We start from the raw sequence: 26,983 nt of genomic DNA on the forward strand, positions 1-26,983 counted from the left end.
GCGGTTAGCGCGAGGGAGTGAATCCCGCAGGCAAGCACCTGCGGGAGATGATGCTTACTTCAGGCGAGCCAGGCGCTCGGTCAGCAGATCGAAGAAGCCCTGGGCATCGCCGCCTTCAACCCAGAAGGCATTCTTCGGCGCCTTCAGGCCGTCATACCAGTCAACGATGGTTTGTCCAAAGGTCGGTCCTTCGCGGCTGTCAACAACCACGTTGACCGCTCGACCGCTGAACAACTGCGGCTTGAGCAGGTAAGCGACGACCGTGGCGTCATGCACCGGGCCGCCCGGAATGCCGTAGTGCTCCATGTCGCCCTTGATGTATTCATTGAGAATGTCGCTCACCAGCCGGCTGGCGTTGTTGTTCAGCGCGGCAATCTGTTTCAGGCGCGCTTCGCTGGTCAGGATCTTGTGGGTCACATCCAGCGGCAGGTAGGTCAGCTTTACGCCACTCTTGAGTACCACTTCGGCGGCCTGCGGATCGGCGAACAGGTTGAACTCGGCCACCGGCGTGATGTTGCCGCCATTGAAGTGCGCACCGCCCATGACCACCACTTCCTTGATGCCCTGCACGATACCCGGCTCCTGGATCAACGCCAGGGCCAGATTGGTCTGCGGGCCGAGCATGGCGATAGTAATGCTGTGGGGCTTGGCCGATTTCAGCACATCAATCAGGTAAGTCACCGCACTGCCCTTTTCCAGGCCCTTCTTCGGCTCATGCACGGCGACGCCCGACAGACCTTCCTTACCATGAATATCCTCGGCATAGATCGGCGTGCGCATCAGCGGCCTGGGTGCACCGGCATAAACCGGCACCTCCTCACGCCCCGCCCACTCCCGGGCCAATCGTGCGTTGCGCGAGGTCTTGTCCAGGCGAACGTTGCCGGCAACGGTGGTCAATGCCCGAACATTCAGCTCGTCCGGCGATGCCAGGGCGAACAACAGGGCAACGACATCGTCGGCCCCCGGATCGGTGTCGATGATCAAGTCGATCTTTTGTGCCGCCTGGGCGTTCGTTGCGGTCATCAGGGACAAAAGCAGCAGACTCCGGAGCAATGGGTGCAGTTTCTGAGCATAGCGATACGGGGCGCACTCCTTGTGCCAGGGACATCAAAACGCGGACAGCCCGTCAAAACGTAACGCCGGCGACCAGCACAATGTTGCAGTACGGCTGACACTCGCCTGTCCGAACAATCGCCCTTGCCTGCCGGCTCAGGACCTTGAATTGTTCATGGGAGAGCACTTCACGCCGACCCAATGCGCCTTCGCCGTCCAGTTCATCCAGTGCGACCAGGGCCGGCGGCTTTTTATCGAAGATTTCCTGAGCCAGCACATGGCTTTCGACCTGCATCTCACTGAGCACGACCTTCAAGGTGCTGACAAAATCCGGAATGCCATGGGTCAAGGCCAGGTCGATCAATTCAACGCCCGGTGGAACCGGCAACCCCGCATCCCCGATGACGACCCTGTCGCCATGCCCCAATGAGGCTATCAGCCGTGACAGCGCAATGTTGAGCAGGGGTGTCTTTTTCATGGAGTTTTAAACGCCTGTACATCGCTCAAGGCGGGAATTGAAGGTTGTGCGCCGGCACGGGTGACCGACAGCGCCGCAGCCACCTGCCCGAAACGGATCGCCTGCACCTCATCTTGACCCGCGGCCAGCGCCGCAGCGAAACCGCCGACAAACGTATCGCCGGCCGCCGTGGTATCGACAGCCTTTACCACGGGCGCAGGGAAATGTTCGAAGCGTTGGCCATCGGCAAACAGCGAACCTTGCGCACCGAGGGTGATGATCACCTTGCCGGCGCCCATGGCAATCAGGCGAGTCGCCGCGGCTTGGGCGGTGTCCAGGGAGTCCACCGAGAGACCGCTCAGGGCTGATGCCTCGCTTTCGTTGGGAATCAGGTAATCGATGGACGCGTACCAGTCCGATGGCAGCGGGCGGCTGGCCGGTGCCGGATTGAGGATGACGGTCTTGCCCAGCTCGCGACCGCGCTTGAGCGCATGGCCAACGGAAGCATCGGGCACTTCCAGCTGACAGATGAGCACGTCCGCCGCGTGTATCACCGAATCAGAACGGTCAATGGCTTCTGCGGTCAATGCACCGTTGGCCCCAGGGACGATCACGATGCTGTTCTGACTGCTGTCGTCGACCACGATCAACGCCACGCCGCTGGAACCGTCAACGGTGCTCACCGCCTGGCAATCGATCTGCTCGGCCAACAGCGCCCCGCGCAGCGCCTCACCATAAGCGTCATTGCCCACGCACCCGATCATCGACACCTGGGCCCCCAACCGCGCCGCAGCCACGGCCTGATTGGCGCCCTTGCCACCGCAGACGGTGGTAAACGACTGACCAATCAGCGTTTCACCGCCCTTGGGCAAGCGTGGTGCCCGGGTCACCAGGTCCATGTTCAAACTGCCTATTACCACTACTTTTGCTGGCATATATTGCTACTCATCGATTCTGTTTCGGCGGCGCTGTGGGTTCAGCGGCTTTCTGTTTTCAACGGCTCTCTGTTTTCAACGGCACTGGGCAAACACGCCGGCCAGCGGTGCCGTCGATTCACGCATGACGATACTCGGCGTCACGATCCGCTGATCGGTCGCCAGGCCCGGCGTGGCGATTCGCCGTAAAAGCACTTCGGCGGCCATTTCGCCGAGTTGCAGGATCGATTGCCCCACCGTGGTCAACGACGGATAGACATAGCGACTCATCTGGATATCGTCGAAGCCGATCACCGACAACTCGCTCGGTACGCGAATGTTGCGCTCGGCGGCGGCCCGTAGCACGCCGATGCCGATCATGTCGTTGGCCGCAAAAATGGCGGTAGGCGGGTTGTTTTCCAGCAAAACCGCGGCGGCGCCGTAACCGCCAGTGCTGGTGAAATCGCTTTCCAGCATGCGCCCGGGAGAAACTTCGACGCCCGCCTCCTTCAAGGCCCGGCGATAACCCGCCAGACGCATCTGCGCCACGCTGGTGTTCTCCGGCCCGCTGATCGTGGCGATATCCCGATGCCCCAGTTCCAGCAGATGCCGGGTCGCCAGATACGCACCGTATTCATGGTCGATGCGCACCAGGTCCGCATCGACACCGTCCAGTCCGCGGTCGACGATCACCATGGGTGTGCGAACGCCTTTCAGGCCTTGTACCAGGCGACTGTCGCCACCGGCCGAGGCGACAATCAGGCCGTCGATGCGTTTTTCCAGCAGTACACGCAGGTAACTGCGCTGCTTGTCCGGATTGTCGTCGGAGTTGCACAGGATGACGCAGTAACCGTTTCGCTCGCAGTAATCCTCGATACCCCGGGCCAGTTCGGCGAAATACGGGTTGAGGCTGTTGGGCACCAACAGGCCGATGGTCGCCGTGGTCTTGGCCTTGAGCGAGCGGGCCACGGCGCTGGGGACGTAGTCGAGGGTCTGGATTGCCGCCTCGACCTTGATCCGCACTTCTTCACTGACCGGGCGGGTCTTGTTCACCACATGGGAAACCGTGGTGTAGGAAATGCCGGCAAGGGCTGCCACATCTTTGATAGTCGCCATGACTCAGGTCCGCCGGCTTGCGCGTTGACTACGATAGGTGTCCAGCACTACCGCCACCACGATCACCGCGCCGGTAATGATGCGTTTGGTCGGCTCGGTTGCCCCGATCTGCGCCAGCCCCGCAGCCAGCACGGAAATAATCAGCACGCCAAAGAACGTGCTGATCACCGAACCGCGCCCGCCCATCAGGCTGGTTCCGCCGATCACGACAGCCGCGATCACTTGCAACTCAAGACCGGAGCCAGCATTCGGGTCGGCGGCTTCCAGGCGGGAAATCTGGAACAACGCGGCAATACCGGCCAGCAACCCCATCAGGCTGAAGACCAGGATTTTGTAAGGCTTGGGATTGATCCCCGCCAACCGCACCGCCTCTTCGTTGGTGCCGATACCGATCAGGTAGCGACCGAACACCGTGCGGGTCAACACGGCCTGGGCGACGAAAATGATCAGCAACGCGATGATGAACGACGGTGAAATGCCGAAGGCGATCGGGTTGGACAACCAGGCGAACGCATCGCCGATGTAGGCCGTACGCGAGCCGGTCATCTGGTACGCCACCCCGCGAGCCATTTCCAGCACGCCCAGGGACACGATGAACGATGGTATCCGCCATGCCACAGTGATCGAGCCGGTGATGGTACCGGCGAGCGCCGCAACGGTCATGCCCAGCAGCGCCGCCGGCAGCACGCCCCAGCCCCAGCCAAGAATCGCCACGCTCACGGTCGAAGCCGCCAATGCCAGCACCGAACCTACCGACAGGTCGATGCCACCGATGATCAACACAAAGGTCATGCCGACCGCCAGCACCATCAGATCCGGAATCTGGTTGGCCAGGGTGCTGAAAGTATCGTAGGACAGGAAGTGACTGCTCAGCACCGAGAACAGCACGATCATCGCCAACAAGGCACCCGCCAGGCCCAGATAGGTGCCCAGGCCGTAGAAGTTGCCATTGCGTTTGCCGGCGAAAGAAGCGGTTTTCATGGAAGATCCCCAGGCGCAGCTTCAAAGAGCTGCGCATCACGTTTTTGGTAGCCGGCAAAAGCAGCGGCGAGCAACTCATCCTGGGTCCAGCTGTCGCGATCGAATGTATCGATCAGGCGGCCCGCCGACAGCACGCCGATCCGGTCGCAGATCAGCATCAGCTCGCGCAGGTCGCTGGAGACCACCACCAGTGCCTTGCCCTTGCGGGTCAACTCACCGAGCAGGTTGTAGATATCGAACTTGGCGCCGACGTCGATGCCGCGGGTCGGTTCGTCGAACAGCAGCACCGAGCAATCGCGCTCCAGCCAACGGCCGATGACGACTTTCTGCTGATTGCCGCCGGACAACTCGGACACCAACTGTGCCGGACCGGAGCTGCGGATGCGCATGGCGTCGATCTGACGCTGGGCCAAGGCGTTCTCCTCATCGCTGTCGACCAAGCCAGCGCCGGAGATACCGGGCATGTTGCCCAAGGCGATATTGGCGCCGATCGATTGGGTCAGCAAAAGGCCTTCGCCCTTGCGATCTTCGGTGATCAAGGCAATGCCATGACCGACCGCATCCACTGGCGAGCGTACATTGATGACCTGCGCCGGCGACCCCAGGGCAATCGTGCCGCTGTCGGCGATATCGGCACCGAAGATCAGACGCAGCAACTCGGTGCGCCCCGCGCCAATCAAACCGGAAATGCCGAAAATCTCTCCGGCACGGACTTCGAACGACACGTCGCGAACCTTGTCGGCACGGCTCAGGCCCTTGACCGTCAACATAGGGGCGCCGATCTTGCGCACCCCCATATCGATGTGTTCGCCGAGTTCGCGCCCAACCATCAGGTTGACCAGCTGCTCACTGTTGTAGTTGGCCATTGGCTCGACGCAAACCAGATTGCCATCGCGCAGCACGGCAATGCGTTGCGCGACGCGCGCCAGCTCTTCGAGGCGGTGGGAGATGTAGATGATCGATACGCCGCGAGCCTGCAGGCGGGTGATCTGTTCGAACAGCATTTCGACTTCGCGCGCAGTGAGCATCGCCGTCGGCTCGTCGAGAATCAGCACATGGCAATCGCCAATCAGGTTGCGGGCGATCTCGACCATTTGCTGATGGCCGATACCCAGTTCGCCGACCAGGGTGTCCGGGTCAATGGCGTCGAGCCCAACCTGGGCCATGGCTTCGATTGCAGCCTTGCGCAACTGCTTGCGATTGATCCAGCCGCCGTTGCTGGGCAGGTTGTCGAGAAACAGGTTTTCCGCCACCGACAAGGTCGGCAGCAGATTGAGTTCCTGCATCACCATACGGATACCGAGGTTTTCAGCCTGAGCCCGGCTACCCGGACGATAGTCCTGCCCCTGAAACTGCATCTGGCCGGTGGTCGGCGCCACCAGCCCGCCAATAATCTTCGAAAGCGTGCTTTTGCCTGCACCGTTCTCGCCGGTCAACGCCAGCACTTCCCCGCGCATGAGCGTCAGGTCGATGCCGGCCAGGACCAGTTGGGCGTAGGTCTTGCCGATACCGCTGACCGAGAGGACAGCGTTCGGAGCGCAAACTGACATAAAAACTCTCCATGCGCTCGTCCGGCTGGACGAGCGCCGTTGCGTCGCCAGAAGGCTACTTGGTGACCAGTTCTACCGGCGTTTCGATCACGCCATTGGCGCCGCTGTCGACCGTTTCACCCTTGAGAATTTTCAACGCAGTCTCTATGCCGAACACCGCCTGTTTGGCCGCGAACTGGTCCGCGGTGGCCAGCACGCGACCGTCCTTGAGCATTGGCTGGATGGCATTGATGTTGTCGTAGCCGACCACTTGCACCTTGCCGGCCTTGCCCGCGGCGCGCACCGCAGACACCGCACCGACCGCCATGCTGTCGTTGCCGGCCAACAGGGCCTTGGTTTGCGGGTATTCACTGAGAATCGACGCGGCCACCTTGTTGCCCTTGTCGATCTCCCAGTCACCGGATTGCAGGGACACGACCTTGATCTGCGCCGCTTCCATCGCATCCTTGAAACCCGCTGTGCGCTGCTGGGCATTGGTGGTGGTGGACACACCTTCGATGATGCCGACTTCGTCACCGGCCTTCAGCTGTTTGGCCAGGTAATCCCCCACCAGCCGTGCGCCCTTGCGGTTGTCCGGGCCTACGAACGGAACATTGATGTTTTTGCTTTTGACGACGGCGGGGTCCAGCTGGTTGTCGATGTTAATCACGGTGATACCGGCATCGATGGCTTTCTTGATCACCGGAACCATGGCCTTGGAGTCTGCCGGCGCAATCACCAGTGCATTGACCTTGGCCAGGATCATTTGCTCGACGATGCGCGTCTGGCCTGCGGTGTCGGTTTCATCCTTGATGCCGTTGGAGATGAGCTCGAATTCGCCGGAGTGATCTTTCTGGTAGGCCTTGGCGCCGTCTTCCATGGTCAGGAAGAACTCGTTGGCCAGGGATTTCATGACCAGCGCGACTTTCGGTTTTTCCGTGGTTTCAGCAAAGGCCGAAGAGACAGGCAGTGCAGCGGATGCGGCAGCCAGCATAGCGACAGCGAGAAGACGTCCAGCGAATGGCAGCTTCATGGGTTCACTCCGATCTTATGATTATTGTGAGCAACGCTTGCGCTGGCGTAAGCTTCACGACCCACCGTGATGGAAAGCCATCACTGGAGCCGCGCAAACGTTTGCGTGAAGCAAACTATGCGAACCCTGCCGGTATTTGTCAACGACCTGAAAAGTGCTTTCAGAGATGTTCAGCGAAAAAACGGCATTCAACTCATGCCGTGGTGTTGACCACCGATCCCGTGCCGGAACCCTTGGCCAGCTCCTTGATCAGGCTCGCACTCACTTGCAGGATGGCGCCGTTGGTGTCGGCCACCTGCCCCTGAATGGCCGCTACCGCGGTGGTCTTGGCTTGCGGAGTCGGATAGGACGCCGCCTGGGCTTGCGCCAGTTGCTGCTGTTGCTCGCGCAATTGCTGCTGCAACTCCTTCAGGCGCTTGAGCAGGACCTTCACCGCAATGCTGGTGTTATCGCTGGTGTCCGATTCGGCCTGTGCGCCGGCACTCTCCCCCAGACCTACCGGGCTCGTCTTGACCTGGTTACCGTCGCTTTTCTTAGCACCCGGCGCTTGAGCAGCCGCATCGGCTGTTGCGTCGCTCAGGGCACGAAGGGTAGTGGCCGATTTGCCACCGATGGTGATGCCGGCGGCATTGGGAATACCAACAGATAAGGACATGTGAACTCCTGAAGAAAAAGATCCCTTGAAGGAGCATCGACCGGCGCGAGCGTTTCTTTAGTCGTCAGTGATGATTTGACCCGTTGAAATCTTAAACAAGACCGCGATCCGTTTCGGAGAGCCGAACGCGAAAGTTAAACATGTTCGGCATTCCGGACGCCCCGCCCCCGAAACCGGTCTGGACACATACAGCAATACCGTTACAAATCATTAACTTAAGCATATTTTTCGATTCAGGGTATTACTGGTACAGATCCTGCTCTTCCCCTCGCACCCCCGGCGTTCAGATTCGCCCGGGGCATATCTAGATGAACCTGCATTTGCATCGCCTCACAACTAGAAGAGAAAAATAATGACATCTGCACTCAAGACCTTTGTTCCGGGCGCCTTGGCCCTGCTGCTGCTTCTGCCCACCGCCCTTCAGGCCAAAGAAGCCGAAACCCAACAGAAACTGGCCAACGTGGTAATCCTGGCCACCGGCGGTACCATTGCCGGCGCAGGGGCCAGCACCGCCAACAGCGCAACCTATCAAGCGGCGAAAGTCGGCATTGAACAGTTGATCGCTGGCGTTCCTGAGCTGAGCCAACTGGCTAACGTTCGCGGCGAACAGGTCATGCAAATCGCCTCCGAAAGCATCACCAACGAAAACCTGCTGCAACTGGGTCGCCGCGTAGCCGAACTGGCCGACAACAAAGACGTCGATGGCATCGTGATCACCCACGGCACCGACACCCTGGAAGAAACGGCGTACTTCCTGAACCTGGTGGAAAAAACCGAGAAGCCGATCATTGTCGTGGGCTCGATGCGCCCGGGCACCGCGATGTCCGCCGATGGCATGCTGAACCTGTACAACGCGGTGGCCGTGGCCAGCAGCAAAGACGCGCGGGGCAAAGGCGTGCTGGTGACCATGAACGATGAAATCCAGTCGGGTCGCGACGTCAGCAAGATGATCAACATCAAGACCGAAGCGTTTAAAAGCGCCTGGGGTCCACTGGGCATGGTGGTAGAAGGCAAATCCTACTGGTTCCGCCTGCCGGCCAAGCGTCACACCATGGATTCCGAATTCGACATCAAGAACATCAAGAGCCTGCCTGACGTCGAAATTGCCTATTCCTACGGCAACGTCAGCGACACTGCTTACAAGGCCCTGGCTCAATCCGGCGCCAAAGCCATCATCCACGCCGGCACCGGCAATGGCTCGGTATCGTCGCGGGTAGTTCCATCCCTGCAAGCCTTGCGCAAGGACGGCGTGCAGATCATTCGCTCCTCCCATGTCAATGCCGGCGGCTTTGTATTGCGCAACGCCGAGCAGCCAGACGACAAATACGACTGGGTCGTGGCTCACGACCTGAACCCGCAAAAGGCCCGAATCCTGGCAATGGTCGCGTTGACCAAAACCAATGACAGCAAAGAGCTGCAACGGATGTTCTGGGAATACTGATTCGCCCTCGCCCGACCGATCCGGTCGGGCACCCCCGTGCGCCATTCGCCAGCCTTGGCGAGTGGCTGCCGCTGTATCTGACAAAAAAACTCCCTTCGTCTTACGCCAAACGGAACAAACCGCTGTCAGAGGATTTTCTTGAATTTTAAGTAGTTGCGAAAATGCTTACAGTTAAATACTGTATGTACGTACAGCTTAATAAGGATAATCCCGTGGACACCACCTCTGCCTCTCCTGACACCTATGTACGCATGGGCCTGCGCGTTCAGAAAATCATCAACTCTCCCACCGCACAAAAGGCAAGGGCAGCACTGATCTTCCGCCTTCCTGACGAGCCGGTGGATGAATGGGAACGCTTGCTGGAAGAAATCGACGAGAACGACAACGTCACCCTCGCCTATCGCGACGATGGCGGCGTGCAGATTTTCTGGGTTGTGCCGAAGGAAGATTGAGTCGATGAGTGCCCGCTGGTTTGCTTTGCTGTTCCTGTTTTTTGTCGTGGGCGCGCAAGCCGACGCCCCGCGCACCTTCACCGAAGCGAAAAAGGTGGCGTGGAAGCTCTACGCGCCCCAATCCACCGAGTTTTACTGTGGCTGCAAGTACACCGGCAACCGGGTGAACCTTGCCGCTTGCGGTTACGTGCCACGTAAAAATGCCAAACGCGCATCCCGCATCGAATGGGAGCATATCGTGCCGGCCTGGCAGATCGGCCATCAACGCCAGTGCTGGCAAGAAGGCGGCCGCAAGAACTGCACCCGCTACGACCCGGTTTACCAAAAGGCCGAGTCCGATCTGCACAACCTGGTGCCCAGCATTGGCGAGGTCAACGGCGATCGCAGCAACTTCAGCTTCGGCTGGTTGCCCGAGCAGTCGGGACAATATGGTTCGTGCCTGACCCGGATCGACTTCAAGGCCAGGAAAGTCATGCCCCGCCCTTCCATCCGCGGCATGATCGCCCGAACGTACTTCTACATGAGCAAGCAGTATGGTTTACGCCTGTCGAAACGTGATCGGCAACTGTACGAAGCGTGGGACAAAACCTATCCGGTTCAGGCCTGGGAACGGCAACGCAACCAGAGCGTGGCGTGCGTCATGGGGCGCGGCAACGAGTTCGTCGGCCCGGTAGACATGAAGGCCTGCGGCTGAATCCAGGCAATAGCCGAAATTGAAAAGGCCTCGGAGCTGAGCACCCGAGACCTTTTTTGTTTCTTGAGCATCCGCAATACAGACGTTACTGAGCGGCCGGGCGCTCAAGCACCAGCAATTCGATGTTCTGTTTCTTCGCGCGAGTGAGCGCCGCACGGACTTCATCCTGCCTGGCTTCGGCCTCGGCCTTCGAATTGAACGGCCCCATCAGGATTCGCGTATTGCCATTTTCCTTGACGACGCTGGACATGAAGCTGTGCTCGATCAGCCAGCCACTCAAATCGCTGACTGCCTGAGGGGTTTCACCTCGCACTTCAAGATCCCATTGCGGGCCGGACACCGCCGCGGGTACGGCAGCCATGGCCGGTTGAGGCTTCGGCGCATCCACACTGCTGCCCTCGCCACATCCCGCCAGCGCCAATATCGCGATTACCAAAACCATTTTGCGCACGGCGTTTCCCTCTAAATCCATAAAGCTGGGATTTTAACATCCATGAATACTTCACGAGTGCCGTAAAATGGGCTCAAAACAACGAGAATGATGGTTGCGGCCTCTGTATAGTTACGCCTTGGGAATTAATGCCACATCTGCACGTCAGAAAGAGGCACCCAAACCACGAGACTTCGCACTAATCTATACATACCACCGACCTCTGCACTGTCCGAATCAGGTGCCCCACAAAGCAATCAAGGAGAAGACCATGCTGATACTCACCCGCAAAGTCGGTGAAAGCATAAACATTGGTGATGACATTACGATCACCATCCTGGGCGTAAGCGGCCAGCAAGTCAGGATCGGCATCAACGCCCCGAAGGACGTTGCAGTGCATCGTGAAGAAATTTATCAGCGCATTCAGGCTGGCCTGACCGCCCCGGAAAAGCCGCAACCCTGAATCCTGTTGCAGTCAGTAGCCAGCCCGTTCAGCCCGCAATCACGGCTGGCTAAAGATTCGGCATTGCATCGCTTCCGCCTGCTTTCCACACAAGCCTCCAGGGGCCGACTCTAACGACAAGCTCAACGCTCTGGCTGTCAGACCTTTCTGTTCACTCCATGGAAGTACGCGTTCGCTACGTGATCAACCAAACATCACGCCACGCGCCATACCAGTCGCCGCTACCACCATCAGCAGCACCAGCAGCGCCTCGACATGACTGATCCGCGCAAATAGCTTCGCACGACCTGTATCGATCGCCACTTTACGGGCAAGCGCTATCCGCCATTTGATCAGCGTCACCATTGGCGCAATCTCCAGCAGCAAGATCAGGACGAACAGCGTCATCTTCAGATGAAACAGCGGCTGATGCAGGTAATAGTCCGTGCCTTTCTCGTACCCGCCAAAGGCTCGCATCCCCCCGCTGATCAGCAAAACGACAGCTGCAATACCCCAGATATTGTCCGCCATCAGAACACTGCGCACTTGCGCGGCCCCATCGGCCAAACGTCGAAAAGCTGTGCCTCGAACCAACACCGCCCAAAATCCCAAGGCAAATGCCAGAAGATGAACCGCCGCTAGAAACCAGTGAGTCAGCATCGAGAAAATCCTGCCAGGTCGAAGTTGTATGAGCCTGTCAGTAGTAGCCCATGAAATGTCTGCTTGCACACATCTGCGGACATTACCCGGAACACAAATGACAGACCTACTAGACTCCATTGCGCTGGTATTGAGCGTCCGTGACAGTACCAACCCCAACGACCACTCACTCTCACCGCATTGAACCGGGTAAACAAAGTCATGTGTGAATCATGTGATTCAAGCTCTGCTTCAAACACAACAGGCCGTCGTCGTTTTCTTCAATTTGCCGGGTTGAGCGCAGGCGCCCTGCTGCTGACCGGCACACTGCCCGGCAAGCTCATCCAGGCAGCCGAAAAAGCGTCAGCCCCACCCAAACCTCAAAACGTAATCAGCCCCGATATGGCGTTGAAAAGACTGATGGAGGGCAATGAACGATATGTAAGCGGTACTTCCACGACACACGATTTCAAGGCTGAGCGAGAGGCCCTGGTGTCCGGTCAAAATCCGTTCGTGGCAGTACTGAGCTGCTCTGACTCGCGGATCGCCCCGGAATATGCGTTTGATACCGCGCGAGGCGATCTTTTCTCCATCCGCGTCGCGGGCAACTTCGTGACCCCGGAAGGCCTGGCCAGTCTTGAATACGGGGTTGCCGTACTGGGCGCACCGCTGATTCTCGTACTCGGTCATGAGAGCTGTGGCGCCATCGAGGCAGGCATCAAGGCCGTCAAGGATCAGACAATTTTCCCCGGCCATATCCCGAAACTGACTGACGCACTCAAGTCGGCAATCGAGACAGTACTGAAGCAACCCGGGAGCTTGATGGAAAACGCCACCGCGCAAAACGTCAAAAACTCTGTCAACAGCCTGAAACAGGCCTCGCCATTGCTGACAGATGCGCAGAGCAAGGGCAAGTTGAAGATAGTGGGAGGCATTTATCGCCTGGCGAGCGGCAAGGTAGAGTTGATCGTTTGAACCGCAACACGCACATCGCCCGCATCGGAGCACAACCCCGCAAGCAAAGAGCCCAGCACGATGGCTGGGCTCTGTTTATTTTCGATTTTCCATCATTTTGTCGGCGAGGGTTTTGGCCCTCTCGATCAACAGGTTCTGCCTGTCTTCGTGCGTAGCACCGCCCACAACCGGGGCAGTCAGATTGCTTTCCGCAATCAATGCAGCGCAGAAGTATTGATCCCAGACAGCCTTGTCCACTGATGCCGGTTTGATGATTTGATCGACGTTCATAGGCGGCTCCTTTCGATGAGGCAGCCCCACTAGTTTACGCCTGAATGGCAAAGAATCCGGACTATCGTCCACAGTGGCTCGCCATTCGTCGCCTACGAAAACACAACGAGGAATTCACCCACTTCCGCGGCTTGAGGATTGCTAAGATCGTGCGTAGCAGCGGCCGGAACGACATGATTCTGACGCAGTAGCCATTCAACCAATGCTTAAGGACTCCAGCGATACGCTTGGCCAGTCACCAGGAGATGTAACGTGTCAACGCTCAACGAAATCGCAATGAACCACGCAAGAATGGCCAGGGAAAAGGCAGCAGAATCGATCGAACCGAGCGAGCGGCAGCTCCAGATTGTAGGAAGCATCGAGGTACCGTCCATTGAAGTACCGCAGAACATCTCACTGCACCTGATCGCCGGAGTGCAGGAGGGACATCTTGCCCATGCGACGGGTTTCGCACTCTGACCTTTTATGAAGCAGGCGACACCCGGATCGATGTACCCGGCAAGAGTGACAGCAGAACCCGACCGTCGCGCCGCTTATTGATTGACAGCTAAAAGCTACTTCGCGACATACCTCGCGCCATGTGGATCGTTGAGTTTTGCCTGCAATATCCCCCACTCGCGCTGAATGATCGAATAAGGAATAAAAATGCTGATCCTCTCAGCCCCCTTTACGCCGGAGTTATTGCTCACATCGTTCAGAGTGGTTGAGTAGAAACCGATATTGATGCCGACAATACAGCCGTCACTGGTGAGGACCGGCCCACCCGACATGCCCTTGACCAGCGGGGCATCATGGATGGCATAGAGATCACCGCTGTGTTCGTCGGCATTGACGAAAGGCGTTTGATACACCTTGCCTTTCCCGGTAGTGGTCATGAGGTAAGGACTCGTCCCAACGGCAGTGATGCTCTCGCCCACACGCGGTGCGCGCCATGATGGGTAGTGGCCGCTGGCCTTGTGCTGGATGAAGACGAGATCACAGCCTGTGCTGCAGCTGTACTTCACGTTGGGGATGAACGGAGTATGGCGGGTGGTTACCGCATAGTCATCGTTCCATTGCACGGCCGAGGCCATGTATAGATACGGTGCGGGAAACCCCGAGTGGACTAAAAAGTATGAATCATTGGCAGGACCCGAAAAGTCGGGTTTTACCATGCCGTTGCATCCTGCAGTTACAGCTCCARTTAAAAAGTAGGCCATGATCTTGATCATGATATATCACCGACTTAATTGGGAGAATGTGACTGTTTTTTGTTGTCAGTATTTTGGCTTTTATCGGATTGCAGTACTCCTCGCCGCTTGATCTAGTTGGACGTTTTCTTACTTATGGCTGAGTTTGCAATGACGCGTATGAATAAATCGTGCTAATGCCAATTGCTTTTCGATCAACTTCAAAAGTTCAAATATTTGGCGCCTGAAAATTGTTAAAGACGAGAAAAGAAACCAGGGGTTGCTATCGACTCCTTCGTTGATGGCACCAACGATCATGAAAAGTGGCGCCTACCTGAATCAATCACTATGCCCGCCACCCACAAGAGCGACAAGTACAAGCGGTCGCAAGCGCAAGAACATTTAAATCGGGCGCCTATACAACAGGCAATTCGCCAATAGCAAACCCGGACCGCTTCAATATCGACGGAACGGGTTTTAGTGGTAGTACGAAGTCAACAAACCTTTCTAAAGAGCCGTCGTCCATAGTCGGCAAACCAGACACTGCCGGAGTTAAAGGCATGGTTATCCTTCACTGTTTTATTTATACGTCCAGTCGACAGGATATTAAGTCGTCACTGACAGGGTTAACGGTAAAAACATTGGAGCCTGGCTTCATTCGCTGTTATGTAGTGGACACTACGAACATCACTATTGAATATCGGGTGGTAACACCGGATATAGGGGGGGGGATCATGAATATCACCGTACAAACGACGGCGCAGTAACGCGAGGCAAGAGGCTTAAGCCTCTTGCTTTAAGCAGACCAGGAAAAATCTCATGAAATTTCAAACAACAAAAAAGGGCCCACCTTTCGGTGAGCCCTTCCAGACCGCCCAGCAGAGCGGATTTTGTTTGGTGGGCAGTCGCTCAGAGTGGAAGCGTTGGTCGCCGATTTCCCATTTATCTGGCCGTCGAAATGCCACTTGCGGCTGTCATAACTCCAGAGTAGCTTTGCACGCTGATCAGTTCTCAATGGGATGGTCTTAGGATGGAAATCATCATAACCACGCTGCTGATTGGCTTTTCTTTGGGGGCAGTCTGGATTTTTGCGTTATTCGTTGGACTATGTGTCCAAGTCAAGCAGTGGTGTCATGATTGGATCAACGACACCCCTTCGTCGGTCGAACCGAACATAGTTCTTGAAAAAGTGCAGGTGTTCGTTGGTGCGAGCAGTTTTGACCGATTCACCTGCGTCATGGTCATCCTGAATGCCTTGGTGCTCTGGCCTTTTTCCCTTGTCCTGGCAGTTCCGGTAATCAGAGCCTTTCGCCAGCGGGAGCGGCTCAGGATTGAAAAATCACTGGAATGTCAAAGCGAACCAATGCGTCTCTCGCCGGACATGTCGACGCCTCTCGTGACAGCTATCAATAGTCGCTCAGCCTCGAACGTTTGATTATGCAAGTGCAGAGTAACTCCGCCACCTCCCCCGCGGCACTGATAGCCCTGCTGGAGACAGCAATGGCAAAAGAATCAGGCTGATTACTAGCGCATGCCACACACACTTTGAAGCGCCTTCAAGGCTGCTTGTTCGGCAATGATCCCGGCCCGGATATCGAAAACAGTTGATTCAGAAGCTGCAGAGAGTTCGACGGCTCCTGCATCGCCCAGGCCGGCGGGGCTGGTGGAACTGGGCACGTCCCCACCAACGGCACGACAACTTCCCGCGATGCGCAGCCTGCTAGCAGAGTCAGCAGCAGCGCTGCGCAGCTTTTCATTTTCGGCGAGGCCGTCGATTTTCTCCTTTTGGGCTTTCTGGTCGAGATTGGCAAGCGCCTGTTCGGCAGCTTGCTGTTGCTCGATTGCTTGGCGGGCCTGCGCTGCACCTGCGTTTGCGATCTTCACGAGGTCTGCCTGCCGGCTGGCCGCGTTGGTCACGATGATTTTCCCGTAGCTGTTGACCTGCCACTGCCTGGCGCCACGCGGTCTTTCACGCCCGGGTTTGTCGAGTCGACTACCACTGTGACGCCAGCCTTCTTGAGTAACGTGAGATCCGATTCACTAGCATTCTTGCTGCTGGTGTTCTGGCCACTGGCGTCGGGATATACCGCAACACTGTGCCCGGGGAGCCGCGCTTGAATTTTCTCAATCATCTCCGGGGTGTCGCGGACAGTGTGAAACTCATCCAGAGCCAGCGGCAGGCCGTCGCGCACGACGTAAACCACGGCCGCCATCTTCATCACATTGAAGTCCATGCCGATGTGCAGGGCTTCGTCAGGCTTGATGCGCTCACTGGTTCGACATTCGACGCGGTTGAAGGTGTAGTAGACGACGCCCGAGCAGTTCTCGAAGCCAGCCTCGTACTCCTGCCGAAACGTCCTCGGGCCCACCTTGCGACGGGCCGCCTCCAGTTCTTCAGCGGGTACGTTTCCTCCCTGCAGCGACGTGTACTGCCAACTCTTGTGATCTGGCTCGCCGCCAGGCTTGCCATCCAGGTACGTGCATAGCAGTGGTTGGAGCCCTTCGCCGTCCCAATACGCAGTGCATGGCCGCCCTTGAGCAACCCCACACCAGGAATCGGGTACTGGCAGGTGGAGGGCATCGGGCGCGAGTGGGGGGGTTACAAATCGCAGACAACAAAAAAGGGCCCACCTTTCGGTGAGCCCTTCCAGACCGCCCAGCAGAGCGGATTTTGTTTGGTAGGCGCGATTGGACTCGAACCAACGACCCCCACCATGTCAAAGTCTGCTTGAGCAAGCTGCAAGCCTTGGTGCTCAAGGGTTTCACAGAACGCCCATTCACATTATGAGGCGTCAAAAATGGCCAATTTCCGCTTACTTCCGTCCGGCAACTGGAATGCTCAGGTACGGATAAAGGGCAAATCTCCCCAGTCGAAAACTTTCAGCACCAAAGTTGAAGCAGAGTCATGGGCGAACCAGATCGAAGCCGTGACGATGGATCACAAGCATCACACTATTTATACGTTGGGCATGACGTACTGCGAAACCATGCTCAAGGGCAAAAGCAGCTACGACCATGCACTGAAGATCGTGGAGCATCTGGGTAGGCACTTCACGCAGCCCATTCACGAAATCACCCCGCAGATGATCAACGACTTCAAGATCATGCGATTGAAGAAGGTAAAGCCGTCAACGTGCAGGACGCAGCTTGCATTTATGTCCCGCTTCTATCGATTCGCCAAACGCGGCTTACTGATTGACATCCACAACCCTGTCAGTGATATCGCACTGCCAAAGCCTGATCGATCTTCTGACAAGGTGATCCGTGCAAGCGAGCTTGAGCGATTACTGGCGAAGCTATCTCCAACCATGAAGCTCATCGTTGAACTGGCATACGAAACTGCCATGAGGCGTTCCGAAATCCTGAAGCTGACGAAAGACTGCCTACACCTCAAAGAACGCATTGCAGATGTGATCGATGGGAAGAACGGCACACGATCAGTTCCCCTCACCCACCGAGCCGTTGAGATTCTTGAACTCGCCCAACTGTGGGCCACCGTGGAACGCCACCCGAATGGCCAAGTCTTCACTGTCACTCCCCACGCTGTTACTCAGGCTGTACGCCTTGCACGTGTAAAGGCTGGACTTGATAGCAGCGTCAGGCTGCACCAGCTCAGGCACACCAGAATCACAAACGTCGCCAAGAAGGGATTCAACAACGCACAGATCATGATCGTATCGGGCCACAGGGACACTCGATCCGTAGCACGTTACTCACACCTGAATGTCAGAGACGTGCTGCACCTAATAGATTGATCAAGCCCCGCAATATCGGGGCTTTCACTACAGCGGTTGAAGCTTAGGCGTAAGAGAGCAGCTTCCATGTAACGGCTTTGCTGTTGTGTGGAGGGAACACGTTCCCCTTAGCGATTGGTGCAGTGGTCGAAGGAGCGTCTTGCGATTTCCATACGCCGCTCTCTGGCGACTTCTCGCCTGTTTTACCAGTAGTTCCGATTGGTGCCTTGCTCATTTTATTTCCCCGTGGCAGGTATTGCTCGGGCCGCAACATGCAGCCTGAAAGCTACCCTAGCGTAGATTGGATCCAATCAATATCAAGGCGATGTCACACCTTGAAATATATGGATCCAATTGATCGCTGAGCTGGTTGGGCATGAAACGGGCTCTGTGACGCACGACGTATATTCGAAAGGTGCGAGTGCGGTACAGAAGCTGGCGGCAATCTCCAAACTTCCCACTCTTGCTTGAGGCAAGGCACCAACGGCAGGGGTTTCGAGGCTGCTTTACGCAATCACAGAAACCATCGATAACCCTCGATAAACCCCGTCAAAACCCGCACCAATTTCGTCAGACTCCAAGTACCCACTTCCGCTCTGTTCAGTATTTACTGGCCTCCATGTCTGTCTGAACTAAGCAGGAGGCGTTCTCCCTCGCTGGAAACCGGTTTTGTGCTTATTGAAGCTATTGGAGGTGTGTGGGGATTGGAGTGCTTAGATGCCACAGTGCGTTGCATAGTTGCCACCCAGCGTCAACTAGTCCTTGACAGAAAGTGTCAAGCTGTGTAGAATGATCACTTCAGACAAACACGCCGAACACGTCCCGCACCCATACAGTGCCAGATGATCGGTATTGTGTTGTCTATATATTGGCTGACCACCACTGACGGTCGAAGCAACACCGCGAGATTAACCATGAATCATCTTCAAATGATCCAACTCAATAAAGAGGCCGAGTACCGACGCTAACAAAGTTCATTCCTTCAATGAAGATAGAACGATGACGACGATGCCGACCTTGAGTCGGTTTTTTATCGTCTTTTTTTTACCATTTAGGAGGAACTAATGAATCACAGCAATGAACAGTTCAGCATCAAAACCGTTTACGTACACCCGGAATTCTTCGGTCTCCATCTCGACTACTCACTGGGTGAAGAGGCTCCGCTCTTTGCTCCACCACGAGACGCCAAGCTGCTCTGCGGAGTTGGCTACGATTCGGCAGAGAGACGCAAAGCTTTGGGTATGCCTTATCACGAGACTACATGTCGTTCATTTCAGCGATGGAAAGACATGCTTAATCGGTGCTACAGGTCGGGAGCTACTGCATATACCGGCTGTACGGTTTGCCCAAAATGGCATGACTTCCAAGAGTTTGCAGATTGGTTTGTGGGTCAGCCTTACGCATCCGAAGCGGACATGGAACTGGACAAGGATATTCTTGATCCACTCAATACCGTGTACTCACCGGAATTCTGTTCGCTGGTCCCGAGGGTGATCAATCAGATGTTTCGAGATACTCGAAGTCAGCGAGGGATGCTTCCCATTGGCGTAACTGTGGCGGCGAGAGGCGAAGGGTTTGTTTCTCGTCTCTCGATGTATGGGAAGTCGGTGTATCTTGGGAAGTGTCACAACATTATCGAGGCTTTCGAAGCGTACAACGCAGCTCGACGGAATTACTGCAATGAGCTTGTAGAGAAATATGAAGGGCAGATTGATACTCGTGTCATTGAGCGACTCCGCACGTCTACACGCCACATTCGTGACTAAAAACTCCAATGTTACCGCCGTAAGCACTTGTCTGCGGCGGTCACTATTTGACAAACCAAACCCCGGCACTACCCGAGAGGAACTGCCTATGAAATGAACTTGAACAGGAGATTATCCATGCTACACATTGCACGTAAAAGCACACACAACATCGAACATTTTATCGTAGAAAAGCACACAGGCGAGATACTGGGGAGCTACACGATCCACGCCCTACCCCAGACGACTTACGATTACACGTCGATCCCGACTACCAAGAACCAACCGGCTCACCTGCGCTACGACCTTGACCCAAATCCACGCCGCGAAGCTGTTGAGATTGTGGTTGAAGCCTTGCCGGATGGCGCTGTAGACCTTGACGCACAACGCAGCAAACGCGGCCCCAAACCCAAAGCCCTGATCAATCAGAACGCAAGCCATTTCAAGGTGGCCCAGGATGAACGCCTTGGCTGGGTTGACGATTACGTCTTTGGCGCCTGCATTACTGTGGCAGGCGTCCATAAAGGCACGCTGAACGTCAGCCCTTCCCATGTACTACGAGCTTGCCTGCTCAACGAAATCAGCACCGAGATCGTGAAGCGCGTTATTCGCCTAGAAGGTCTACGCACGATGAGCGACCAGCAAGCACGAAGAATCTGTCAGTGTGCCCGGTTCGCCATTGGCGGAATGGAAATCTACCTTGAACGGAATCCGACAGTACGTCAGGAACTACAGTTCGAAGTGGATTTCGCCAACTCCTACCATGAAAACAACGCGGACATTCTGAAGGCGGTTGGTGGTGATGAGCCGCCCGCACCTGTCGTACTAACTGCGCCAGTACGCGAGGCACGGAAGATTCCACAGCAGATTACCGAACTGTACAACGCTGGCGAGTATCTGGCGTATGGCGAAGCATTGAGGACATTCCGCCGGGGGCTGACTGCAATCTGAATTACGCTCGGATATAGAAGTGAAGCGAAGCGAACGATTGGCTTGACGGTTTGAGGGGCAGAATTAAATACGCTCGGATAAGAGAGAAGCGAACGCACGGAGACGGCAACGTCTAAGCTGAAGAACACTTGAATTTGTTGCACACTGAAATAGGTCTGGGGCACTAACTCACGAAGTGAAGCCCCAAAGAAATAATGGTATACCTCTTGAACTTACGTTCAAGGCTTAGCACGGGTAAGGCGACAGCCTTGAGCTTATCCCTCCTGAAGAGTTCCCCTCTTGAGGTAGTTCATCCAATAAATTAATAAATTGTTGATCAGCTTCAAAATGGAATCATTCATCAAGCAAGCTTGATAGTGTTATACCATCTGACCTTCGGTCAACGGTTAGCACGGACAGGCGATAGCCTGAGAGCAACCTTCTTAAATACGGGATTCACTGACGTTCATTAGTACCCGTAATAAATTTCAATTGTGATCAAGCTTCAGTTGTAATCCTACTGAAAGCTTCCGCTTTCCTGATGATGCTTCGTTGACCTTCAGTCCCGCTGCTTGAGTACTAGTCAGTGCGTGGGGGGAGCAATCCTAAAAGGCTTCTTAGGAAAGGTCCCCTCCCAATCATCGTGCATCGCACCGAATTATCTACCGCAGGTAGAAGTAAAGGAACACCACTACCAGCACGACAAAAATCACCCGACCTTGGATTACGTCAGAGTTCGCCTTGTCCACCTTGATCTGTTTGTAGGTGTCGGCGTCGCTCAAACCCTGCTCCTTGTACTTCAATACATGGTTGATTTGCTTGTCGAGTTTCTTGTTGTGGCTGTTTTTGTTTGACGTGACGATCAGCCAAACGATCAACCATAGACCCCCAGTCAGAATGGTCATGATCAGGTGCAAGACGTGGTTCGTGTTCTTCTTCTGGCTGGTCAGTACAAATAGCTTTTCGTTCATGGTTCGTCCGCAATCGGTGAGTGGATGGCGTACCTCGCCAGAGGTTAATTTATCTGAAATTCAGATATCTGAAAACCAGATATAGGTTGGAAGGCTTTCCACTCGTAGCCAGTCAGCCATGTCCAAGACGATATATCGACCCGAAAACGCTGTGCTTTTGTCGCTGCTGAAGAAGCACAGGAAAGCGGCTGGCCTGACTCAAGTCCAGTGTTCAAAGGCTCTGGAGCGTCCACAGTCCTTTATGAGTGACGTTGAAAGTGGGACGCGTCGCTTGGATATCGTGCAGCTTCGCGACCTGTGCAAAGTCCTGGGAATTGGCTTGCAAGACTTGATCGCAGAGTTTGAGAAGTCATTGTCAGCAGATGACGCCACGAGACCCTCCTGATTTTGTTGATGTAGCGGCAATTCCTTTGTCTGAGCAACTGAGATCGTGGCATTCTGACCCATAAAGTCATTACAAGGACGAGGGGCAAGCGATGGGCGAAGAGTCTGCTGGTGATAACAAGGTCAAGGAAACGATAGACGCGGTAACCGGCTTGGTAAAAGCCGTGCCTGTGTATGAGGACTTGCTTCAACCAGTGGCGAAACAGGTAGGGAAATCGCTGGAGACGATCGGTAAAGCGATCAATGTTGCTCTCGCCCCTGTTGGAATCTTGGTTTGGGGGTATGACAGGTGCCAAGAGTTCATATCTACAAAGGTTGCAGAACGTCTGAAAGATGTCCCGCCTGAAGACATCATCACACCAAAGCCAAACGTGGCTGGCCCTGCTATTGAGGCGCTACGGTACACAGGGCATGAAGAATCGTTGAGTGACATGTACGCGAACCTTCTCGCCGCAGCGATGGACAAGAATACCGCCGATGGGGCACACCCTGCGTTCGTGGAGATAGTTAAACAATTGACCCCCGACGAGGCGAAGTTAATCGGCTACTTTCTTAAGCCTGTACCACTTCCACTCTTAACAGTCAGGGCTGACAAGGATCCGGGGCGGGGCGGGTATGATGTCGCTGTCAATGTTTCGCTCTTCGGAAGCTTGGCTAGTCTTGCCCTGCCGAAACTAGTCCCGGCATATCTCGATAACCTTTGCCGTCTAGGGTTGATTGATATTCAACCGGAGTACTCCTACGTCGATACAACTTATTATGACGCGCTTGAGAAATCTGAAGAGATTAAGGCATATCAACAGCAGGTGGCGTCAATGCCAGAACATAAGTGCAATTTGGTGCGTGGTGCTGTAATCGTTACAAACCTTGGCAAGCAGTTTGGGAGTGTCTGTGTAAAAGAGAAAAAGGCATAGCATTCCTCAGGGAAGTCTCGTACCTAGCAACCTATTAACCGGCGAACTAGCGTGCGAAGATTCCGTCGCAAACCGATCAAAGACGAAATCCATGACAGACAAGAACGAAGCTATCGCCAATGCCCTAGAGCTGCTGCTGATCAATCAGGATGGTATCGTTGCTGCAATCGAAGAACTCGCCAAATGGATTGCCGAACGGGGCTCAACGGACATTGCTGATAACGCAGTCACAGCTTTGCAAGCGCTCGACCTCAACGCCGAGGGCATCACTTCTGCCATCCGGCTACTACGTCAAGAATCGCCTTAACGCTTTGTAGACGAACGTCAGCAATATGTTATGATGACCCCATCACCAACGATGGCAGGGCGAACGATGAAACAGGTAGTGGCTTATGCACGAGTAAGTACAGACGATCAGTCACTTTCCGTTGCTGGTCAGTTCGCCGCTATCAAGATCGCCGCTGAAGCCAATGGATGGGAGATTGTTGCTGAGTTCACAGACCATGGCGTTTCAGGCAGTGTTGACCCCCTAGAGCGTCCACAGTGCAGACTGGCTCTGGCAATGGCGAAAGGCTTGGGTTGCCCAATCGTCGTTCATCGCCTCGACCGTCTAGGTCGTGACCACGCACACTTCGTCACCTTGCAGAAGAAATTCAAGTTCATCGAAGCCGAAGACGTACATGGCAGTGGTCTGGTGCGAAATATCAAATCCCTGCTGGCTGAAGAAGAGTTGATCAAGATTCGCCAACGAACCAAAGACGGATTGGCAGAACTGAAGAAGGACGCTGCCAACGGTGACGCTGTAGCACAAGCCAAGATTGCCCGTCGTGATGCTGGCCGTAAGGCCGCTTGGGCCATCGGTAATGGTGCTGCTGTACAAGCCAAAGCAATCAACGCCAACAACCGTGCAAAGTCATTGGAAGCTGAACTGAAAGCCTGCCTGTACGATGGTCAGCCTACGTTCGCCGCCATCGCCAAATGCCTGAACGCCAAAGGTATAACCACTGAACGCGGGAGTGCATTCCAACCAATGACGGTGAAGCGCCTGATGGAACGATTGAACTTGTCTCTTGTGTGACTCCAAGCCCGCTCAGGAGCTTGCATACCGCTCGTGACAGCGAGTTCACACCAACGGCAGTACGTCGCCTGATGCTCGCTTTCAACGTCTCGTTCTGAGCCTGTAGGAGCTTCCAGCGGGCACAGAGGCACCAATCGTTATTTTGAGATTTGTCAGCTTTCTGGTTGAGACGGTCGCACCGTGTTAAGCGCCTAGGGCACACAACTTACTTTTCCCAGCCCTGCGCTAGAAACCTTCGAAGAAGCTCACTTGCTTCCGGCGGCGGGGCTGGGAAATCACACAGAAAGCGTCCTTGGTCATCCCTTGCAGGGGAAGGCTCGCTGTAAAGCAAACAGCATCAATATCCCTTCGTCCATGTTTAGCTTCTCCGGATTTTCCTGTAGATATTTCACAGCGATTCTTGCCGCTTGAATGTTCGGTGGGGAAGGAGTTGGCATACAGGTTTGGGCCTGTTTGGAGAGAGCTGGGTTCGTTATTCCACGCAGAGAAGTCACCCCCTGTATGACCCCGATGCAGGTTCCAGCACCGAATGCGTCGCCTTCCTTCCCGTTGGTTTCGTAAAACTTGACGACCGACTGACAGCCGCTCAGTAGTTGATTCCCGTCTGCCATCGCAACACCAGAACCTATCGCCCCAACCAGTGCAGCCGCTACCCCAATCCATGCCTTCATGCTGAATTCCTTGGTGTGTGTGTGTAGTGGCACGATGTTACACACAAGGAGTAATTTTATGAAAAACCTGATTGCAGGGATTGTCCTGCTCCTGGCCTGCACGATAGCGAACGCTGACGGCCTGATTCAGAACGCGGGTATGAAGCCACTCGTGAACAATGACGCACGCGCCACTTTGAATATCATTAGCTATTATTACTAGGTTAGATCCCATTCTCCTGTCCCTATGGACGTGAGTCATGATCTCTACGCTTGAGCTTCGCCACATTATTGAATGTGGATTCCAGCCGCTCTCGTGCACCTGCTCAGTCAATCCGGACGGATCACTGATGATCAAGGTGTTCGATCCTACCTCTGGCCGAGTCGATCTCCTGGCCACTGCGGGCACGACCAGCCAACTGACGTCTAGCCGAGCCATTGAAAACTTGATTGGAGAGCTTCGCTCTGAAATGGTAGTGCACCAAGCGACGGGCACGGTGGTGTTAGCGATATAGCAAAGGTTGTATCGCCTCGGATGATCGCATGTAGAGAATAGGCCGGAATCGGACTAGCGGTAGTCAATCGTGGGATTTGGCTGTGCTGATACGCTCAAAGCGAATACCCGACTAGATCGCGTCTTCAAAAACCTACGTGAGTGCGATTCAGCCGGGAGGGACGCCATCGTGCATTTCCTGCTGACTGATGCAGAGGAAGGCATTGAAGGCCACACGGTTTCCTACAGCCGCACCTGAACCCGGCCTCAGCCTTGGAACCGCAGGCAGCACTGGCAATATTTCCGGCATCTGTGGCTAGATGACTCCCCACCACAACGCACATCGGAAGAGTAAGGGCGGAGCATGCAGATACCACAGGAAATTTTGGATCAGGTGAGAGACGATCCATTAGCCGGAACCATTGCAGCTTGTGAGTTCATCGAGGCATCGTTCAACCCCAAATCAGCCTGGGAGCCAGATGATGAGGAACCGCTTTTCGAAATTTACAGCCTGATAAGCACCCTTAAGGAAGCAAAACGAATCGAATTTCTCGCTGCCGAGCCTGACATCAATTCTGCATTTCCACAGAGCTGTGCACAGCTCTCTCGCTTTATGGGCGAGGTCAAGACCCAGCTTGAATCAACGCTTCGAAACCTTACGAATAAACGCAAGGTCGACCAATTCAAGAAGCATTTCTCACTCACGATCAATGATGCCTTCGGCTACGAATTCACAGACGGCGACCTTAAGCGCATTCAGCATCTATTGAATGAGTTACGAGAAATGGTTTCAGCTAACACGGAGCTGGATGCAGATCACAAACAGCGCCTTCTGAAGCGACTTGAAGAAATGCAGAAAGAAATGCACAAAAAGCTTTCCGACCTCGGCAGATTTTATGCGTTCGTAGGGGAAGCTGGCGTGATGCTCGGAAAGCTTGGAAAGGATGCGAAACCGTTTGTTGACCGAATGAGAGAGCTGGCTGGAATTGCATGGAATGCTCAAGCTCGGGCAGAAGAGCTACCAAGCGGCAGCGATCATCCAATGCTTGGCAATGACCCAAAGCCACCTGCAATCGAGTGATCCCGCACAGGTCAAATAAGCTGCACGCATCAGACACAACCCTTCTCAGCAGTCGCCGCAGGCACCAACACCTTGCCTGTGGCACCTCTAATCTCACGGAAATTAGCGTTCACATTGCCCAGTGTGAACGAAGCCTATATTTTGTGAACGTTCTGAAGAAATCCAGAAGCACAAAAAAGGGCCCACCTTTCGGTGAGCCCTTCCAGACCGCCCAGCAGAGCGGATTTTGTTTGGTAGGCGCGATTGGACTCGAACCAACGACCCCCACCATGTCAAGGTGGTGCTCTAACCAACTGAGCTACGTGCCTGCTGTGAGGCGGCATTCTACGGAATTCCGGAGGGGTGTCAACACCTTTTTTCGCGCTAACCCTATGAATATGCAAAATATTTAATTTTGTCGGTACGAAGAAGATTTTCCGGGTGGCTGGCGGGCGATTTTCAACTCGGGTAGGATCAATGCATTCGTAAAATATATTAAACAGAGGCTGCCGGATGGCTAACACTCCCTACCCCGAGTCCTATTACGCAGCATCGGCCAATGCGGCTCCGCCGCGCCCGGCGTTGCAGGATGACGTCGAGACCGATGTCTGTGTGATTGGCGCCGGTTATACGGGGCTGTCCTCTGCCCTGTTTCTGCTGGAGAGCGGCTTCAAGGTCACGGTGCTCGAAGCCGCCAGGGTGGGGTTCGGGGCGTCCGGGCGTAATGGTGGGCAGATCGTTAACAGCTATAGCCGCGATATCGATGTCATCGAG

General features: G+C 55.3%; 34 protein-coding genes and 1 tRNA gene. 18 read left to right on the forward strand and 17 right to left on the reverse strand.

The annotated features are described in order from the left end of the window. Positions 1-54 precede the first annotated feature (54 nt). From AC1DRN_RS23235 to AC1DRN_RS23270, 8 genes are all read right to left on the reverse strand, one after another. Positions 55-1,023 carry a nucleoside hydrolase gene (locus AC1DRN_RS23235; RefSeq protein ID WP_223457347.1) on the reverse strand — a complete coding sequence of 323 codons (969 nt, stop codon included), beginning with the start codon at positions 1,021-1,023 and terminating at the stop codon, positions 55-57. 103 nt (positions 1,024-1,126) lie between these two features. Beyond that, a complete protein-coding gene (rbsD, locus tag AC1DRN_RS23240) occupies positions 1,127-1,531 on the reverse strand; it encodes a D-ribose pyranase (protein ID WP_223457155.1) in 405 nt (134 codons plus the stop codon). Then, positions 1,528-2,445 (reverse strand): ribokinase, encoded by a 918-nt coding sequence (gene rbsK / locus AC1DRN_RS23245; protein WP_223457153.1) that lies wholly within the window; start codon positions 2,443-2,445, stop codon positions 1,528-1,530. Before rbsK ends, rbsD begins: the two co-directional genes overlap by 4 nt. A 75-nt stretch (positions 2,446-2,520) precedes the next feature. Further along, positions 2,521-3,540, reverse strand: a complete 1,020-nt coding sequence (locus tag AC1DRN_RS23250; protein ID WP_223457151.1) for a LacI family DNA-binding transcriptional regulator — start codon at positions 3,538-3,540, stop codon at positions 2,521-2,523. A gap of 3 nt (positions 3,541-3,543) precedes the next feature. Further along, on the reverse strand, positions 3,544-4,521 hold the full coding sequence (locus AC1DRN_RS23255; protein ID WP_223457149.1) for an ABC transporter permease: 978 nt from the start codon (positions 4,519-4,521) through the stop codon (positions 3,544-3,546). Beyond that, entirely contained in the window at positions 4,518-6,071 is a 1,554-nt protein-coding gene (locus AC1DRN_RS23260; protein ID WP_457265805.1) for a sugar ABC transporter ATP-binding protein, read from the reverse strand. Before AC1DRN_RS23260 ends, AC1DRN_RS23255 begins: the two co-directional genes overlap by 4 nt. Before the next feature lie 55 nt (positions 6,072-6,126). Next, positions 6,127-7,083 (reverse strand): sugar ABC transporter substrate-binding protein, encoded by a 957-nt coding sequence (locus AC1DRN_RS23265; RefSeq protein WP_223457145.1) that lies wholly within the window; start codon positions 7,081-7,083, stop codon positions 6,127-6,129. 193 nt (positions 7,084-7,276) lie between these two features. Further along, entirely contained in the window at positions 7,277-7,738 is a 462-nt protein-coding gene (locus AC1DRN_RS23270; RefSeq protein WP_223457142.1) for a hypothetical protein, read from the reverse strand. Between the two features lie 352 nt (positions 7,739-8,090). Here AC1DRN_RS23270 and AC1DRN_RS23275 point away from each other — a divergent pair, with 352 nt between their 5' ends. The 3 genes from AC1DRN_RS23275 (at position 8,091) to AC1DRN_RS23285 (ending at position 10,325) form a co-directional block, all read left to right on the forward strand. Continuing rightward, on the forward strand, positions 8,091-9,179 hold the full coding sequence (locus AC1DRN_RS23275) for an asparaginase (protein WP_223457140.1): 1,089 nt from the start codon (positions 8,091-8,093) through the stop codon (positions 9,177-9,179). Between the two features lie 161 nt (positions 9,180-9,340). Continuing rightward, complete coding sequence (locus AC1DRN_RS23280; protein WP_223457138.1) at positions 9,341-9,631, forward strand: DUF1654 domain-containing protein; 291 nt, start codon at positions 9,341-9,343, stop codon at positions 9,629-9,631. A gap of 4 nt (positions 9,632-9,635) precedes the next feature. After that, positions 9,636-10,325, forward strand: coding sequence for an endonuclease (locus AC1DRN_RS23285; RefSeq protein ID WP_223457137.1), 690 nt, complete (start codon positions 9,636-9,638; stop codon positions 10,323-10,325). Positions 10,326-10,410: 85 nt separating this feature from the next. On the opposite strand, the gene AC1DRN_RS23290 is transcribed toward AC1DRN_RS23285, so the two are convergent. Then, complete coding sequence (locus tag AC1DRN_RS23290; protein WP_223457135.1) at positions 10,411-10,776, reverse strand: SPOR domain-containing protein; 366 nt, start codon at positions 10,774-10,776, stop codon at positions 10,411-10,413. A gap of 250 nt (positions 10,777-11,026) precedes the next feature. On the opposite strand from AC1DRN_RS23290, the gene csrA reads away from it, so the two are divergent. Next, complete coding sequence (csrA, locus tag AC1DRN_RS23295; protein WP_053161267.1) at positions 11,027-11,218, forward strand: carbon storage regulator CsrA; 192 nt, start codon at positions 11,027-11,029, stop codon at positions 11,216-11,218. Between the two features lie 183 nt (positions 11,219-11,401). Here csrA and AC1DRN_RS23300 read toward each other — a convergent pair whose 3' ends face one another. Beyond that, positions 11,402-11,857, reverse strand: coding sequence for a DUF2214 family protein (locus AC1DRN_RS23300; RefSeq protein WP_223457133.1), 456 nt, complete (start codon positions 11,855-11,857; stop codon positions 11,402-11,404). 201 nt (positions 11,858-12,058) lie between these two features. Here AC1DRN_RS23300 and AC1DRN_RS23305 point away from each other — a divergent pair, with 201 nt between their 5' ends. After that, positions 12,059-12,811 carry a carbonic anhydrase gene (locus tag AC1DRN_RS23305; RefSeq protein WP_223457131.1) on the forward strand — a complete coding sequence of 251 codons (753 nt, stop codon included), beginning with the start codon at positions 12,059-12,061 and terminating at the stop codon, positions 12,809-12,811. Positions 12,812-12,886: 75 nt separating this feature from the next. On the opposite strand, the gene AC1DRN_RS23310 is transcribed toward AC1DRN_RS23305, so the two are convergent. Next, entirely contained in the window at positions 12,887-13,081 is a 195-nt protein-coding gene (locus AC1DRN_RS23310) for a hypothetical protein (RefSeq protein ID WP_150727129.1), read from the reverse strand. Positions 13,082-13,333: 252 nt separating this feature from the next. Between AC1DRN_RS23310 and AC1DRN_RS23315 the strand changes: the two genes are divergently transcribed. Beyond that, the gene (locus AC1DRN_RS23315) at positions 13,334-13,540 is read left to right on the forward strand and encodes a hypothetical protein (RefSeq protein ID WP_223457129.1); all 207 of its coding nucleotides are present in this window, start codon (positions 13,334-13,336) and stop codon (positions 13,538-13,540) included. Between the two features lie 95 nt (positions 13,541-13,635). On the opposite strand, the gene AC1DRN_RS23320 is transcribed toward AC1DRN_RS23315, so the two are convergent. Beyond that, positions 13,636-14,235, reverse strand: a complete 600-nt coding sequence (locus tag AC1DRN_RS23320; protein ID WP_223457345.1) for a serine protease — start codon at positions 14,233-14,235, stop codon at positions 13,636-13,638. A 1,045-nt stretch (positions 14,236-15,280) separates the two neighbouring features. Here AC1DRN_RS23320 and AC1DRN_RS23325 point away from each other — a divergent pair. Beyond that, positions 15,281-15,685 carry a hypothetical protein gene (locus tag AC1DRN_RS23325; RefSeq protein WP_223457127.1) on the forward strand — a complete coding sequence of 135 codons (405 nt, stop codon included), beginning with the start codon at positions 15,281-15,283 and terminating at the stop codon, positions 15,683-15,685. Between the two features lie 89 nt (positions 15,686-15,774). Here AC1DRN_RS23325 and AC1DRN_RS23330 read toward each other — a convergent pair whose 3' ends face one another. After that, positions 15,775-16,167, reverse strand: coding sequence for a lysis system i-spanin subunit Rz (locus tag AC1DRN_RS23330; RefSeq protein WP_223457125.1), 393 nt, complete (start codon positions 16,165-16,167; stop codon positions 15,775-15,777). Beyond that, positions 16,164-16,619, reverse strand: a complete 456-nt coding sequence (locus AC1DRN_RS23335) for a phage terminase large subunit family protein (RefSeq protein WP_263289523.1) — start codon at positions 16,617-16,619, stop codon at positions 16,164-16,166. Before AC1DRN_RS23335 ends, AC1DRN_RS23330 begins: the two co-directional genes overlap by 4 nt. Before the next feature lie 429 nt (positions 16,620-17,048). Between AC1DRN_RS23335 and AC1DRN_RS23340 the strand changes: the two genes are divergently transcribed. The 3 genes from AC1DRN_RS23340 (at position 17,049) to AC1DRN_RS23350 (ending at position 20,680) form a co-directional block, all read left to right on the forward strand. After that, positions 17,049-18,005, forward strand: coding sequence for a tyrosine-type recombinase/integrase (locus AC1DRN_RS23340; protein ID WP_457265808.1), 957 nt, complete (start codon positions 17,049-17,051; stop codon positions 18,003-18,005). A 1,043-nt stretch (positions 18,006-19,048) separates the two neighbouring features. Further along, a complete protein-coding gene (locus tag AC1DRN_RS23345; RefSeq protein WP_457265809.1) occupies positions 19,049-19,750 on the forward strand; it encodes a hypothetical protein in 702 nt (233 codons plus the stop codon). Positions 19,751-19,867: 117 nt separating this feature from the next. Continuing rightward, positions 19,868-20,680, forward strand: coding sequence for a hypothetical protein (locus AC1DRN_RS23350; RefSeq protein ID WP_457265810.1), 813 nt, complete (start codon positions 19,868-19,870; stop codon positions 20,678-20,680). Between the two features lie 641 nt (positions 20,681-21,321). Here the strand turns inward: AC1DRN_RS23350 and AC1DRN_RS23355 are convergent. Further along, positions 21,322-21,630, reverse strand: coding sequence for a hypothetical protein (locus AC1DRN_RS23355; protein ID WP_457265811.1), 309 nt, complete (start codon positions 21,628-21,630; stop codon positions 21,322-21,324). 118 nt (positions 21,631-21,748) lie between these two features. On the opposite strand from AC1DRN_RS23355, the gene AC1DRN_RS23360 reads away from it, so the two are divergent. The 4 genes from AC1DRN_RS23360 to AC1DRN_RS23375 all read left to right on the forward strand — a co-directional run bounded on the left by AC1DRN_RS23360 (position 21,749) and on the right by AC1DRN_RS23375 (position 24,006). Then, positions 21,749-22,015: a helix-turn-helix domain-containing protein gene (locus AC1DRN_RS23360; protein ID WP_457265812.1), complete on the forward strand. Its 267-nt coding sequence runs from the start codon at positions 21,749-21,751 to the stop codon at positions 22,013-22,015. A 91-nt stretch (positions 22,016-22,106) separates the two neighbouring features. After that, positions 22,107-22,928, forward strand: a complete 822-nt coding sequence (locus AC1DRN_RS23365) for a DUF4393 domain-containing protein (protein ID WP_457265813.1) — start codon at positions 22,107-22,109, stop codon at positions 22,926-22,928. Positions 22,929-23,019: 91 nt separating this feature from the next. Beyond that, positions 23,020-23,235, forward strand: a complete 216-nt coding sequence (locus tag AC1DRN_RS23370) for a hypothetical protein (protein ID WP_457265814.1) — start codon at positions 23,020-23,022, stop codon at positions 23,233-23,235. 66 nt (positions 23,236-23,301) lie between these two features. Beyond that, positions 23,302-24,006 carry a recombinase family protein gene (locus AC1DRN_RS23375; RefSeq protein WP_458238345.1) on the forward strand — a complete coding sequence of 235 codons (705 nt, stop codon included), beginning with the start codon at positions 23,302-23,304 and terminating at the stop codon, positions 24,004-24,006. A 296-nt stretch (positions 24,007-24,302) separates the two neighbouring features. Here the strand turns inward: AC1DRN_RS23375 and AC1DRN_RS23380 are convergent, their stop codons facing one another. Further along, positions 24,303-24,677 (reverse strand): Rap1a/Tai family immunity protein, encoded by a 375-nt coding sequence (locus AC1DRN_RS23380; protein ID WP_457266240.1) that lies wholly within the window; start codon positions 24,675-24,677, stop codon positions 24,303-24,305. 58 nt (positions 24,678-24,735) lie between these two features. Here AC1DRN_RS23380 and AC1DRN_RS23385 point away from each other — a divergent pair, with 58 nt between their 5' ends. The 3 genes from AC1DRN_RS23385 to AC1DRN_RS23395 all read left to right on the forward strand — a co-directional run bounded on the left by AC1DRN_RS23385 (position 24,736) and on the right by AC1DRN_RS23395 (position 26,230). Beyond that, entirely contained in the window at positions 24,736-24,879 is a 144-nt protein-coding gene (locus AC1DRN_RS23385; RefSeq protein ID WP_457266241.1) for a hypothetical protein, read from the forward strand. 37 nt (positions 24,880-24,916) lie between these two features. Then, positions 24,917-25,171 (forward strand): DUF1652 domain-containing protein, encoded by a 255-nt coding sequence (locus AC1DRN_RS23390; RefSeq protein ID WP_457266242.1) that lies wholly within the window; start codon positions 24,917-24,919, stop codon positions 25,169-25,171. Positions 25,172-25,513: 342 nt separating this feature from the next. After that, positions 25,514-26,230 carry a hypothetical protein gene (locus AC1DRN_RS23395; protein WP_457266243.1) on the forward strand — a complete coding sequence of 239 codons (717 nt, stop codon included), beginning with the start codon at positions 25,514-25,516 and terminating at the stop codon, positions 26,228-26,230. Between the two features lie 231 nt (positions 26,231-26,461). Here AC1DRN_RS23395 and AC1DRN_RS23400 read toward each other — a convergent pair. Next, positions 26,462-26,538 (reverse strand) — tRNA-Val (locus AC1DRN_RS23400). Between the two features lie 184 nt (positions 26,539-26,722). Between AC1DRN_RS23400 and AC1DRN_RS23405 the strand changes: the two genes are divergently transcribed. Beyond that, positions 26,723-26,983, forward strand: a 261-nt coding sequence (locus AC1DRN_RS23405) for an NAD(P)/FAD-dependent oxidoreductase (protein WP_477786810.1), incomplete at its 3' end; no start/stop codon positions are given.

Source organism: Pseudomonas sp. P5_B3, from assembly GCF_056400405.1.

Coding starts and splice junctions, on each gene's coding strand:
- AC1DRN_RS23235 (WP_223457347.1), bottom strand. CDS start 1,023: ATGACCGCAACGAACGCCCAGGCGGCACAAAAGATCGACTTGATCATC.
- rbsD (WP_223457155.1), bottom strand. CDS start 1,531: ATGAAAAAGACACCCCTGCTCAACATTGCGCTGTCACGGCTGATAGCC.
- rbsK (WP_223457153.1), bottom strand. CDS start 2,445: ATGCCAGCAAAAGTAGTGGTAATAGGCAGTTTGAACATGGACCTGGTG.
- AC1DRN_RS23250 (WP_223457151.1), bottom strand. CDS start 3,540: ATGGCGACTATCAAAGATGTGGCAGCCCTTGCCGGCATTTCCTACACC.
- AC1DRN_RS23255 (WP_223457149.1), bottom strand. CDS start 4,521: ATGAAAACCGCTTCTTTCGCCGGCAAACGCAATGGCAACTTCTACGGC.
- AC1DRN_RS23260 (WP_457265805.1), bottom strand. CDS start 6,071: ATGTCAGTTTGCGCTCCGAACGCTGTCCTCTCGGTCAGCGGTATCGGC.
- AC1DRN_RS23265 (WP_223457145.1), bottom strand. CDS start 7,083: ATGAAGCTGCCATTCGCTGGACGTCTTCTCGCTGTCGCTATGCTGGCT.
- AC1DRN_RS23270 (WP_223457142.1), bottom strand. CDS start 7,738: ATGTCCTTATCTGTTGGTATTCCCAATGCCGCCGGCATCACCATCGGT.
- AC1DRN_RS23275 (WP_223457140.1), top strand. CDS start 8,091: ATGACATCTGCACTCAAGACCTTTGTTCCGGGCGCCTTGGCCCTGCTG.
- AC1DRN_RS23280 (WP_223457138.1), top strand. CDS start 9,341: ATGCTTACAGTTAAATACTGTATGTACGTACAGCTTAATAAGGATAAT.
- AC1DRN_RS23285 (WP_223457137.1), top strand. CDS start 9,636: ATGAGTGCCCGCTGGTTTGCTTTGCTGTTCCTGTTTTTTGTCGTGGGC.
- csrA (WP_053161267.1), top strand. CDS start 11,027: ATGCTGATACTCACCCGCAAAGTCGGTGAAAGCATAAACATTGGTGAT.
- AC1DRN_RS23300 (WP_223457133.1), bottom strand. CDS start 11,857: ATGCTGACTCACTGGTTTCTAGCGGCGGTTCATCTTCTGGCATTTGCC.
- AC1DRN_RS23305 (WP_223457131.1), top strand. CDS start 12,059: ATGTGTGAATCATGTGATTCAAGCTCTGCTTCAAACACAACAGGCCGT.
- AC1DRN_RS23310 (WP_150727129.1), bottom strand. CDS start 13,081: ATGAACGTCGATCAAATCATCAAACCGGCATCAGTGGACAAGGCTGTC.
- AC1DRN_RS23320 (WP_223457345.1), bottom strand. CDS start 14,235: ATGGTAAAACCCGACTTTTCGGGTCCTGCCAATGATTCATACTTTTTA.
- AC1DRN_RS23325 (WP_223457127.1), top strand. CDS start 15,281: ATGGAAATCATCATAACCACGCTGCTGATTGGCTTTTCTTTGGGGGCA.
- AC1DRN_RS23340 (WP_457265808.1), top strand. CDS start 17,049: ATGGCCAATTTCCGCTTACTTCCGTCCGGCAACTGGAATGCTCAGGTA.
- AC1DRN_RS23345 (WP_457265809.1), top strand. CDS start 19,049: ATGAATCACAGCAATGAACAGTTCAGCATCAAAACCGTTTACGTACAC.
- AC1DRN_RS23350 (WP_457265810.1), top strand. CDS start 19,868: ATGCTACACATTGCACGTAAAAGCACACACAACATCGAACATTTTATC.
- AC1DRN_RS23355 (WP_457265811.1), bottom strand. CDS start 21,630: ATGAACGAAAAGCTATTTGTACTGACCAGCCAGAAGAAGAACACGAAC.
- AC1DRN_RS23360 (WP_457265812.1), top strand. CDS start 21,749: ATGTCCAAGACGATATATCGACCCGAAAACGCTGTGCTTTTGTCGCTG.
- AC1DRN_RS23365 (WP_457265813.1), top strand. CDS start 22,107: ATGGGCGAAGAGTCTGCTGGTGATAACAAGGTCAAGGAAACGATAGAC.
- AC1DRN_RS23370 (WP_457265814.1), top strand. CDS start 23,020: ATGACAGACAAGAACGAAGCTATCGCCAATGCCCTAGAGCTGCTGCTG.
- AC1DRN_RS23375 (WP_458238345.1), top strand. CDS start 23,302: ATGAAACAGGTAGTGGCTTATGCACGAGTAAGTACAGACGATCAGTCA.
- AC1DRN_RS23380 (WP_457266240.1), bottom strand. CDS start 24,677: ATGAAGGCATGGATTGGGGTAGCGGCTGCACTGGTTGGGGCGATAGGT.
- AC1DRN_RS23385 (WP_457266241.1), top strand. CDS start 24,736: ATGAAAAACCTGATTGCAGGGATTGTCCTGCTCCTGGCCTGCACGATA.
- AC1DRN_RS23390 (WP_457266242.1), top strand. CDS start 24,917: ATGATCTCTACGCTTGAGCTTCGCCACATTATTGAATGTGGATTCCAG.
- AC1DRN_RS23395 (WP_457266243.1), top strand. CDS start 25,514: ATGCAGATACCACAGGAAATTTTGGATCAGGTGAGAGACGATCCATTA.